At 71.8% G+C, this 10,551-nt stretch carries 11 protein-coding genes; 10 read left to right on the forward strand and 1 reads right to left on the reverse strand.

The genetic code is table 11. The features are described from left to right. Positions 1-6 precede the first annotated feature (6 nt). The 10 genes from pilM (at position 7) to nusB (ending at position 9,658) form a co-directional block, all read left to right on the forward strand. Complete coding sequence (gene pilM, locus MN205_RS10980; protein WP_242127152.1) at positions 7-1,050, forward strand: type IV pilus assembly protein PilM; 1,044 nt, start codon at positions 7-9, stop codon at positions 1,048-1,050. Then, the gene (locus MN205_RS10985; RefSeq protein WP_242127153.1) at positions 1,047-1,703 is read left to right on the forward strand and encodes a PilN domain-containing protein; all 657 of its coding nucleotides are present in this window, start codon (positions 1,047-1,049) and stop codon (positions 1,701-1,703) included. The genes pilM and MN205_RS10985 overlap by 4 nt, the downstream gene beginning before the upstream one ends. Positions 1,704-1,725: 22 nt before the next feature. Then, complete coding sequence (locus MN205_RS10990; protein ID WP_242127155.1) at positions 1,726-2,409, forward strand: hypothetical protein; 684 nt, start codon at positions 1,726-1,728, stop codon at positions 2,407-2,409. Between the two features lie 11 nt (positions 2,410-2,420). Continuing rightward, positions 2,421-3,500 (forward strand): hypothetical protein, encoded by a 1,080-nt coding sequence (locus MN205_RS10995; RefSeq protein ID WP_242127157.1) that lies wholly within the window; start codon positions 2,421-2,423, stop codon positions 3,498-3,500. Next, entirely contained in the window at positions 3,484-4,914 is a 1,431-nt protein-coding gene (locus tag MN205_RS11000; RefSeq protein ID WP_242127158.1) for a cell wall-binding repeat-containing protein, read from the forward strand. The genes MN205_RS10995 and MN205_RS11000 overlap by 17 nt, the downstream gene beginning before the upstream one ends. A 1,325-nt stretch (positions 4,915-6,239) precedes the next feature. Further along, on the forward strand, positions 6,240-6,629 hold the full coding sequence (locus MN205_RS11005) for a hypothetical protein (RefSeq protein WP_242127160.1): 390 nt from the start codon (positions 6,240-6,242) through the stop codon (positions 6,627-6,629). A 343-nt stretch (positions 6,630-6,972) separates the two neighbouring features. Beyond that, entirely contained in the window at positions 6,973-7,488 is a 516-nt protein-coding gene (locus MN205_RS11010; RefSeq protein WP_242127162.1) for a shikimate kinase, read from the forward strand. Further along, the gene (aroB, locus tag MN205_RS11015; RefSeq protein WP_242127164.1) at positions 7,485-8,576 is read left to right on the forward strand and encodes a 3-dehydroquinate synthase; all 1,092 of its coding nucleotides are present in this window, start codon (positions 7,485-7,487) and stop codon (positions 8,574-8,576) included. The genes MN205_RS11010 and aroB overlap by 4 nt, the downstream gene beginning before the upstream one ends. Before the next feature lie 109 nt (positions 8,577-8,685). Further along, complete coding sequence (gene efp / locus MN205_RS11020) at positions 8,686-9,246, forward strand: elongation factor P (RefSeq protein ID WP_242127166.1); 561 nt, start codon at positions 8,686-8,688, stop codon at positions 9,244-9,246. A gap of 1 nt (position 9,247) precedes the next feature. Beyond that, a complete protein-coding gene (nusB, locus tag MN205_RS11025) occupies positions 9,248-9,658 on the forward strand; it encodes a transcription antitermination factor NusB (RefSeq protein WP_242127167.1) in 411 nt (136 codons plus the stop codon). Between the two features lie 129 nt (positions 9,659-9,787). On the opposite strand, the gene MN205_RS11030 is transcribed toward nusB, so the two are convergent. Continuing rightward, positions 9,788-10,282 (reverse strand): transcriptional regulator, encoded by a 495-nt coding sequence (locus tag MN205_RS11030; RefSeq protein WP_166609695.1) that lies wholly within the window; start codon positions 10,280-10,282, stop codon positions 9,788-9,790. Positions 10,283-10,551 lie beyond the last annotated feature (269 nt).

The following is a 10,551-nucleotide window of genomic DNA, read 5'->3' on the forward strand; positions in this document are numbered from 1 at the left end:
GGCGACGTGCCCGGACGTACCGCCATCGGCCTCGACATCGGAACGTCGGGAGTGCGTGCCGCCGAGCTGTCCTACGGCAAGGGTGGCATCACGCTCGAGAAGTTCGGGCAGGTCGCCCTGCCGGAGGGGGCCGTGCGCGACGGTGAGGTCGTCGACCGCCAGATCGTCAGCGAGGCCCTGCGGACGCTGTGGAAGGGCAGCGGGTTCAAGTCCCGCAAGGTCGCCCTCGGTGTCGCCAACCAGCGGGTCGTGGTCCGTCAGGTCGACCTGCCCTGGATGCCGGCCAGGGAGCTGAAGTCGTCCCTGCCGCTGCAGGTCCAGGACTACCTGCCCCTGCCCGTGGCCGATTGCGTGATCGACTTCCACCCGGTCGCCGAGCTGCGCGAGAACGGCTCCCGGACGCTGCGCGGCCTGCTGGTCGCCGCGGCCCGAGAGATGGTCATGTCGAACGTCGACGCCGCCTCCGCCGCGGGCCTGCAGGTCGCCTCGGTCGACCTGACCCCCTTCGCGGTGCTGCGCTCCGTCGGCAGCTCCTTCGGACCCGCGGCCACGGAGGCGCTCATCGACATCGGTGCCCGCGTCACCAACCTGGTCATCCACTCCGGCGGCGCGCCCCGGTTCGTCCGCATCCTGCTCTCCGGCGGTCAGGACGTCACCGATGCCATCGCCGAGCGCCTCGGTGTTCCCATGGACGTCGCCGAGGCCGTCAAGCGTCAGACCGAATCGGTCGAGGAGGCCGAGGAGGAGCGGGCCGCGACCGCGGTGCAGCTCATGAGCGAGGTGTTCGTCGACGAGATCCGCACCTCCATCGACTACTACTCCGCGTCCAACCCGCAGTTCCGCGTGGAACGCGTCGTCGTCACCGGAGGCGGTTCCCTGCTCGCCGGCGTCGTGGAGGGCCTGTCGTCCGCCACGCGCCTCGAGGTGGTCGCCGGCAACCCGATCGCGCCCCTCCACCTGGGCAGCACCGGGCTCGACGAGAGCCAGCTACTCCAGATCCAGCCCCTCGCCGCCGTGCCCGTCGGCCTCGCACTCGGAGCGATCGCATGAGCTTCCAGACCCTGGAGGCGGTCGCCACGCAGCAGACCGTCGTCCGCGTGGACCTGCTGCCCCCGGAGATCGGCCAGCAGCGCGCCTTCCGCCGGTTGCAGCTGGCCCTCGCGGGTGGTGTCGCCGTGGTCGTCGGCATGGCGGGAGCTGCGGCGATCATCACCCTGGGCCACGTGTCCACCGCGCAGGAGGCGCTCGACGTCGAACAGGCGAAGACGCCCGCGCTGCAGCGCGCCCAGCAGCAGTACGCCGAGGTCCCGCAGGTCCTCGGCGAGCTGGCGCAGGTGCAGAGCGCGCGGGACACCGCGAAGGCCCACGAGGTGCCGCTGTACGCCTACCTGGACCGCATCGCCGCGGGAGCGCCGACCGACCTGTCGCTGACCTCGCTGACGATCGCCGTCACGGCGGGCAGCGGCAGCAGCAGCGGCACCGTGGACGGCACCACCCCGGTGGTCGCCGACGGCATCGGGACCGTGAGCGTCACGGGCGCCACGAACAGCCAGGACAAGGTCGCCGGCTGGATGGAGTCGCTGGAGGCCATCGACGGTCTGGACGCCACCGCGCTCTCCAGTTCGCAGCGCGACGAGCAGGGCACCGTCACCTTCACCACGTCCAGCACCCTGACGTCGGCCGCGCTCGCGCACGGTTCGTGACGCGGGACGACAGGAGCACCCCATGAGCATCTCGAAGACCAAGCTGTGGACGGCGGGCGCCGTCCTCGTGTCGCTGGCGCTGGTGCTGGCCACGTGGTTCCTCGTCATCTCGCCCCAGCGCGCCGTGGCGGCGGACCTCGCCACCGACCGCGCCGCGGCAGAGGCGTCCAACGCGTCGATCCGGTTGAAGACCGAGCAGTTGCAGGCGCAGTTCACCACGTTGCCCGAGCGGCGTGCCGAACTCGCCGAGATCCGGTCGGAGTTCCCGTCCGAGGTCGAGGTCCCCGCCCTGCTGCGCTCCCTGGAGCAGTACGCCACGTCGGCAGGTGTCACGCTCGTCAGCATCACCCCCGGCGCCCTGGAGGCCTACACCCCCGGTGTGGATCCCGCGGCGGCGACCGCACCGGCATCTTCCGGGACGGCGATCTCCGCCCTGCCGGTGACCGTGGCGGTGAGCGGTTCCTTCGCGCAGACCGAGCTGTTCGTCAAGCAGGTGCAGGCGGACATGAAGCGCTACCTGCTGCTCGAGAACGCGAGCCTGGCCGCGGAGGACTCCGCGGCGGGGACGACCTCCGCGGTCACCACGACCCTCATCGGCAGGATCTTCGTCCTGCCCGCCACGGGAGCCGTCACCGAAGCACCCGCCGCCACCGCCACCACCCCGGCCCTGACGCCGCCCAGCGCCACGACCACCGAGACCACCTGAGGGACGCGACCATGAGTTTCTCCAGCTCCCCCGCCTCTCCCTCGCCGCAGCCGGGCGAGGCCATGACCGAGGAGTTCCCCGAAGGTCGCGTGCGCCGTCTCGACGCCCGTGTGGTGCGTTCCCTGCTGGCTGGTGCGCTCGGCGTGGCCGTCATCGGCGGTGGTGCCGCGAGCTTCCTGTGGCTGAGCAGCGCTCCCTCGGGCGCCGAGGCCGTCAGTCCCTACGCGGGCGGGGTCGTCACACCGCCGGTCGCCACGTCTTCCCCTGACGGCGCAGCCGTCGCCTTCGCTGCCGGTGGTCGCGACATCTTCGCCGGCACGGCGATGCCGACCGCAGCGAGCGATCCCCTCCTCGGGGTGGAGGAGGTCGCCTCGTCCAGCACCTCCGGGGGGACCGCCGTGGCGAGCGCCTCCAGCAGGTCGACGACGGTCGCCTCGGTCGTCCCGAGCCGGGGCGCGTCTTCCGGCACCACCACCACCACGACCGCGCCGGTGACGTCCGCTCCGACCACGACCGGTTCGGCTCCCGAGCCCAGCGTGTCGGCCACCCCGTCGGGCACCCGGTCCACCGCCCCCGGCTGGACGGTGCCCCGAGTGTCCTTCGTGACGGGCACGGACGCCTACGGCATCTTCCGCATCGCCGGTGAGGACGTGCGCATCGCCGAGGGAAGCCTGGTCTACCCGCTCGGCATCCGCTACGGGGGCCTGGTGGGTGAGGCGACCGCGCCCGCGGAGGGCGAGGTCCCCGCGGTCAAGGCCGTCTTCACGGCCGAGAACGACGCGCGGACCGGGTGGGTCATCACCTCCGACCCGGAGGGTGAGGTGCTGCTGCCCGACGCCGTCGTGGGCCACCCGCAGGGTCGTGTCCGCGCCTACGGCGTGCTGGGCAAGCAGACCTGGATCCGCATCGACCGCGAGCCTGGGGAGTTGTACTCCGAGGGTGCGGTCGTCGAGGGGACGGGCCTGACCTTCCTCGGCAGCGCTCCCGACGTGGAGGACCTGCCCGCGGCGGGCACCTACTTCAAGGACACCGCCGGGAACATCTACTTCGGCACGTTCGGTGGAGGTGAGTCCGATGGCGTCTCGTTCTGAGCGCACCAGCGCCCGCCGGCGCACCGGTGCGGTCGCGGCCCTCGTGGGCCTGGCGACCGTGGCGGGCGCGGCCTCCGCGGCGGCGACCCCCACGCCGGTGACGGCGCACCGCGCCTACGGTGTGGACCGGTACGCGACCGCGGCGACCCTCGAGGACCCCGCCCGCGACACCGCGTACGTCGTCACCGGGGCGAACTACGCCGACGGCGTCACCGCCGGGGCGGTCGCGGGGCACCGCGGGTCGAACATCTTCCTCACCCCGCGCGAGCAGCTCACCGACGACGTCCGCGCCGTCATCGGCTACTACCGCAAGGTGGTCGTCGTGGGCAGCGAGGCGGCCGTCGGCCCTGACGTGCTGACGTGGCTGCGGCAGAACACGCGGGCCGAGCTGTCCCGCGTCGGGGGTGCCGACCGGTACGAGACGGCGGCGAAGCTCTCCGCGGCGTCGTTCGCGCCCGGTGTCGCCGACGTCGTCATCGCCACCGGAACCGACTACGCCGACGCGCTCGCGGGTTCCGCCGCGGCCGCGTCGGTGGACTCGCCGGTGCTCGTGGTGGAACCCGGCCACATCCCCGACAGCGTGCGCGCGGAGCTGGCCCGCCTGGCGCCGCAGCGCATCACCGTCCTGGGCGGGGAGCAGTCGGTCAGCGCCGCCGTCGCCGGCGACCTGGCGCAGTACACGAGCGGTCAGGTCCGCCGTCTCTCCGGCGCCGACCGCTACGAGACGGCGGTCGCCGCCAGCGAGGCGTACTTCCCGGCCGGGGCACCGTGGGTCGAGCTGGCCAGCGGCTCCGCCTGGCCGGACGCCATCGCCGCCGGGGCCTCCGCCGGCCGTCGTTCCTCCCCGGTGCTCCTGACGCCCCAGCACTGCCTGCCGCAGCGGGTGAACCTGGAGATCGAACGCCTGTCGCCGGATCAGATCCAGGCCGTGGGCGGGAACGGCTCGTACTCCGAGGTCGCCGCCAAGCGGACCTCCTGCGGCGCGGGGGAGAAGAAGTACCTGGACGAGTTCGCGCAGCCGGAGGGCAACGCCACCTACGTGCAGTCGCACGCCACGATCGGCGGGGTGTTCTACCCGCGCACCGCGGCCTTCTCCACGTACGTGCCCACCAGCACCACGGACATCCGCAACGCGGAGTACCGGGTGTGGAACATCGGCACAGGTCACTCGCGGTTCACCGCGGTCGCCGGTGTCGCCGACGGCGTCACCTCGGGCCTGACCGCCCGCGTCGAGGTGTTCGGCGACGAGCGGCTGCTCGGCGGCTACGACGTGGCCGCGGGGCAGCCGGCGAGCATCGACGTCGACGTGCGCGGCGTTCGCAACCTCAAGCTGGTGACGACGTCCTCGGGGCGCACGTCGTCCGAGGACGAGACGGACCACGTCGTCTACTTCGGCGACTCCGCGGTGCGCTGACCGCACCCGCCGCGGAGCAGGGCCCGCACCCCACCGGGGGTGCGGGCCCTGCTCCCGTCCAGCCGACGTCTTGCGCCGGCACTCACGGTGAGGGTATCCCGAGCACCTCGGACGTGGTGCAGCAGTTCATCGAGGGTGGCCTTCGGGCGCGGATGAGGGGGGCCCGCGAGCCAGGTCAGAGCGGTGATGGTGCACGCGCTGGTGTCTCAGCGCAAGAGCGGGCGTTCATGCCTGAGCAGCAGGATGGGGGTGCGTTCGACCGTCTAGCGGTGACGTCCGAGGTGCTGGACGACGTTGGGCGGCGAGCCGTCGGTGGCAGCCGGGAGGGTCTGCTTCGACCTCACCTCCCCTCGAGTCAGTGGCGTTGCGCCCAGTCAGCTCACCCCTTCTCCTGCACGGCCCCTGACGGAGCCGGTGCCCAGAACGTGCCCTACGGATCACTGGAGATGGAGCATGGTGCAAGCGGTGAGCGCCTCGCAGCGGGAGTACGCAGCCCGCTCGGCGTGACGGGTGGCGGAGGTCCACGACTGGTCCAGGCGGTCGATGCAGCGTTCGACGACGGTGCTCTGGCGGTAGGTATCGGCGCCGGAGACGGGTGCGCTCCCGCCGGCGGAACCTGTGGCTCGGCGGTGCGCACGCTGGTCGACATTCGCGGGGATGGATGCTCTGTTGCGTTTCGGCGTAGCGCCGGGCGGGTCGAGGTGCGCGCGTACGTCTCGCCGGTGGTGACATCGCTCGAGGCGCGGGTGCCGGTTGCAGCTCCGCAGCCCCATCTCTCCGGGCACCGGCTGAGTGCCCGTGGGCCTGGGTGCCGGTGTGGTCGATGCTGACGATGGAGTCGTCCTGGGCGACCTCGGCCGGGATGCGTTTCCGGGGTGCCGTCGGCGGTCCACTCGCGCAGCCGCTCGTGCGCTGCTGGCAGTGCTGTTGGGGACGTGGGGCGAGGAGTTCTCGGAGCTCACCGCCGATCAGTTCGCGGGACCGGACCCTCACGCCGATGGCTACGCGGACCAGCCTGCGCCTGGCTCAGTACGACGCCCCAGGGGCTCGCCTGCTTCTGCCGCGTCTCCTTGCTCGATTTCGCTCCGCGCTGTCGAAGTGGCCCCCTGAACTAGTTGAGCGAGCGACAGCCTATGGGTTGCCGGTGTCGAAGGGGGTGCTTTCGAGTGACGCGACTGAGGAATCGCGCGTGTTCCCGAGCCAGCTCGCTACGGTTGTGAATGAGCCACCAGGGACAAGGGGCCTACGGGAGATCCGTGCCGGATCAGCTGCGCGCGACCGGCTGTGGATCTCCGTGACGGTGGCGTGATCCGAGGAGTTGGGTGATGAGGAACACTTTCCGTCGCAGGGCAGCCGCGGTCGTCGTAGGAGCGGGCGTGGTGCTCGGTGGCTTCGTGACCACGGCGGCGCCGGCGAATGCGCTCTCGCCCGCGGCTACTGCTTTCAACAACTGTCTGACCAGGTACACTGAAGCGGCCAACAAGGCGGAGCGGTTGCGCCAGAGCAGCCTGGCCCAGGCTGTGCACCTGACTGGCCTCGCGAACTGCAACTACCAGCTGTCGCAGCGCAGCGACATCAGTGATCAGCAGGAAATCAATGCGATCAACAACTACAATCGCTACCGTCCCGCCGCGCAGCAGGCCATCACCAAGGCTGGCCTCGTCTACTACAGGTCCTTCATCGCCAAGGCGGGTCTTGCGGGACTTCGACTCTGAGCGTCATCCCTTGAGTCCGGGGTGCCGAGCGCGGTCCGCTCGNCGGCACCCCGGCATTTCGTCGGTGCAGGGTGGGCGGCATCAGGATCGATGGCGGCCCCAGGACTGTGGATCCGTGGCTGAGCGGACCTGCCGGAGTCACTGATCCTTTTCCATCGTCGTGCAGAACCTCGCCCTCACCGGGTGAGCGACGATGGAAGAGGCTCGCTCTGCGTTGCATTCCGATTTACTCGGGGAAGGGCGGTGAGAGGGGCCGCGGCTGTCGTCATGCCGTAAGGGGGCATCGGTAGGGGCGGGTCTATGATTCGGCAGCCCTCTTCACCGAGCCTGCAGGAGTCCCACCGTGATCGTCCTCGTCGGCTTCATGGGCGCGGGCAAGACCACCGTGGGCCGCCTGCTCGCCGCCCCCCTGGGTCTGCCGTTCACCGACACCGACCACGTCGTCGAGGCCCGGGCGGGCCGGCCGATCCCGGAGGTGTTCCGCACCGACGGCGAGGACGCCTTCCGCGACCTGGAGGAGCGGGCCGTCGCCGACGTCCTGGCCGGTCCCGCCGCGGTCGTCTCCCTCGGTGGCGGTGCCTGCGGCCGCGCGGCCACCCGGGAGCGGCTGCGCGCCCACACCGTCGTGCACCTGCGCGTCAGCCTGGAGCAGACCCGCGCCCGCACCGCCGGGGACGCCAACCGCCCCCTCCTGCAGCGCCCCGACCTGGCCGAGCTGCACGCCGCGCGTCAGCGGCTGTACGACGAGGTCGCTACCGTCGCGGTGCCCACGGACGGGCGGGCGGCCGAGGAGGTCGCCCGCGACGTCTTGGGGCGCATCGAGACGCAGCGCACCGCGCGAGACCCGGAGGACCGATGAGCGAGCCCACCCAGCCCACCCGGATCACCGTGCCCGGGGACGCGCCCTACGACGTGCTCGTCGGGCGCGGCCTGCTCGGGGAGCTGCGCGGGCTGCTCGGCGAGCGCGCCGAGAAGGTCCTCGTGGTGCACCCGCGCGCCCTGCGCGCCACCGGCGAGGCGGTGCGCGAGGACCTCGTCGCGCAGGGCCTGGACGCGGTGCTGGCGGAGGTCCCCGACGGCGAGGAGGCGAAGTCCGCGGAGGTGGCCGCGTTCTGCTGGACGGTGCTGGGCCAGTCCGGCTTCACCCGCTCCGACGCCGTCGTCGGCGTCGGCGGGGGAGCGGTCACCGACCTGGCCGGGTTCGTGGCCGCGACCTGGCTGCGCGGCGTGCGGGTGGTGCACCTGCCGACGACGCTGCTGGCGATGGTGGACGCCGCCGTGGGCGGCAAGACCGGCATCAACACCGCCGAGGGCAAGAACCTCGTCGGTTCCTTCCACCCGCCGGCCGGTGTGCTGTGCGACCTGGACGCCCTGGACACCCTGCCGGCCCACGACCTGCGCGCCGGGCTCGCCGAGGTCGTCAAGTGCGGGTTCATCGCCGACGAGCGCGTCCTCGAGCTCGTCGAGGCCGACGTCGACGCCGCCACCGACCCGCGCTCGCCGGTCCTGCAGGAGCTGGTGGAGCGCGCGGTGCGCGTCAAGGCGCGCGTGGTGGGGGAGGACCTGAAGGAGTCCGACCTGCGGGAGGTCCTCAACTACGGGCACACGTTCGCCCACGCCGTCGAGCTCGTCGAGCGGTACCAGTGGCGCCACGGCGCCGCCGTGAGCGTCGGCCTCGTCTACGTCGCCGAGCTCGCCCGCATGGCCGGGCGCCTCTCCGACGCCGACGCCGACCGGCACCGCGCCGTCCTGACGTCCCTGGGCCTGCCGGTGACCTACCGCGGCGACCGCTGGCCGCAGCTGCTGGACGCCATGAAGCGCGACAAGAAGTCCCGCGGCGCGCTGCTGCGCTTCGTGGTGCTCGACGGCATCGGCCGGCCAGGCCGGCTGGAGGGGCCGGACCCGGCCCTGCTGCAGGCCGCCTACGCCGAGATCAGCCGCGACTGACCCGCGCGGGCGGGGTGCCCGCGCCGTCCTCGGTACGATGGAGGCACCACACCCGCGCCCGGTCCCGGCCCGCGGGACGCACGGACGACGAGACGGACTGAGAGACGACGTGGCATCGACGAACGACCTGAAGAACGGCACCGTGCTGAACCTCGACGGCAACCTCTGGTCGGTGGTCGAGTTCCAGCACGTGAAGCCCGGCAAGGGCGGTGCCTTCGTGCGCACGAAGCTGAAGAACGTCCTGTCCGGCAAGGTCGTCGACCGCACCTTCAACGCCGGCGCCAAGGTCGACACCGCCACCGTCGACAAGCGGGACATGCAGTACCTGTACCGCGACGGCGAGGACTTCGTGTTCATGGACTCCTCGACCTACGACCAGGTCATGGTCCCGCCCGCCACGGTCGGCGACGCCGCGAACTACATGCTGGAGAGCCAGGAGGTGATCATCGCCACCCACGAGGGCACCCCGCTGTACGTGGAGCTGCCCACCTCCGTGGTGCTGGAGATCACCTACACCGAGCCCGGCCTGCAGGGCGACCGCTCCACCGGCGGCACGAAGCCCGCCACCGTGGAGACCGGCGCGGAGATCCAGGTGCCGCTGTTCCTCGAGCAGGGCACCAAGGTCAAGGTCGACACCCGCACCGGCGACTACCTCGGCCGCGTGAACTGACGTGGCGGCCCGCCGCAAGGCCCGCCGGCGCGCGCTGGAGGTCCTCTTCGAGGCCGACCAGCGCCGCCTGGAGCCGCTGACCGTGCTCAAGGACAGGATCGTGCGGGCGGACCCGCCGGTGGGGGACTACGCCGTCACCCTCGTCGAGGGCGTGGTCGCCGAGATGCCCCGCATCGACGAGGTCCTCTCGACGTACTCGATGGGCTGGACGGTCGACCGGATGCCCGCGGTGGACCGCGCGGTGCTGCGCATCGGCGTGTGGGAGGTCCTGCACGCCGACGACGTGCCCGACCACGTCGCCATCAGCGAGGCGGTGGAGATCAGCCAGGAGCTGTCCACCGACGAGTCGCCGAAGTTCATCAACGGCCTGCTGGCGCGCATCTCCGAGCTCAAGGAGACCCTCACCGCCTGACGGCGCCCCGGCGCCGTCGCACCCCGCGGGGTGCGCCGGCGCGAGCGCGCCCGCCCGCTGCGGAACGCACGACGGCCCGGCCTCCCCNCCCCTCTCGGGGTGGCCGGGCCGTCGTGCGTCCGGTGCTGCTCAGCCGTGCTCGACGGCGCGGCGCGCGTCCGGGTTCAGCACGCCCCAGGCGATGAACTCGTCGCACAGGGTGGTGGCCGGGACGTCGTAGATCACGGCCAGGGTGCGCAGGTCGTCGGCGCGGATGCTCAGCACCCGGCCGTTGTAGTCGCCGCGCTGGGACTGGATGGTCTTCGCGTAGCGGTCGAGGGGCCCGGCCTTCTCGGCGGGCACCTCCTGCAGGCGCTCGAGGTCGAGCACGAGCCGCGCCGGCGGCTCGGTGCTGCCCTGAGGGGCGCCTTCGGGGAGGAGGGCCGAGACCGGGACCCCGTAGAAGTCCGCGAGCTCTGCGAGTCGCTGGACGGTCACTGCACGGTCGCCTCGCTCGTAGGAGCCGACGACGACGGCCTTCCACCGTCCCTCGGACTTCTCTTCGACGCCGTGCAGGGACAGCCCCTGTTGGGTACGGATGGCGCGAAGGCGCGATCCGAGTGCGCGGGAGTAGTCCGATGCCATACGAGAATGCTCACGGAGCGTGAACAACTTCGTCAAGCTGACCCGCCGCATCATGGGCCTGTCCAGGGACTTTCCACTCTCTCGGCACCAAGTTCATTACTCCGTGTGAGCGCTTGACCTCACAACGACAGTGTCGGTGAGCCCGTCCGCGCTCCGCACGGGCCGCCGGGGACGCCCGCGCACCCCCTGTAGGGTGACGCTGACCGCGGCCCGCTCCGGCGGACCGCACCAGACGTCCTTTAAGGATCCGTCCCGTGAGGCGGGGAAGG

It is taken from the genome of Kineococcus sp. TRM81007 (assembly GCF_022669155.1).
GTDB lineage: Bacteria > Actinomycetota > Actinomycetes > Actinomycetales > Kineococcaceae > Kineococcus.